The following is a 300-nucleotide window of genomic DNA, read 5'->3' as shown; positions in this document are numbered from 1 at the left end:
CAAGGAAATCGACGAACGCGTACGCGAATACGGGGAACAAGCGACATTCGAGGTTGGCGTTCATGGCTTGCATCCGGACCTGATCAAGATTCTTGGCCGATTGAAATATCGGACAAGCTATGGTCAGAATGTTCTGAAGCATTCGATGGAGGTTGCCTATCTGACGGGCTTAATGGCTGCGGAGCTGGGCGAAGATATTACGCTAGCGAAACGCGCAGGTCTGTTGCATGATATCGGCAAAGCGCTGGACCACGAAGTGGAAGGCTCTCACGTAGAGATTGGCGTAGAGCTCGCCAAGAA

1 protein-coding gene is annotated in these 300 nt (G+C 52.3%); it reads left to right on the top strand.

The genetic code is table 11. The features are described from left to right. Positions 1–300, top strand: a 300-nt coding sequence (locus LUU93_RS21595; protein ID WP_232683236.1) for an HDIG domain-containing metalloprotein, incomplete at both ends; no start/stop codon positions are given.

Origin of the sequence: Flavobacterium soyae (assembly GCF_021245985.1) — a bacterium.
Lineage (GTDB): Bacteria > Bacteroidota > Bacteroidia > Flavobacteriales > Flavobacteriaceae > Flavobacterium > Flavobacterium soyae.
The sequence above is the reverse complement of the archived record's forward strand: the minus strand, read 5'-3'. Positions and strand labels throughout refer to the sequence as shown.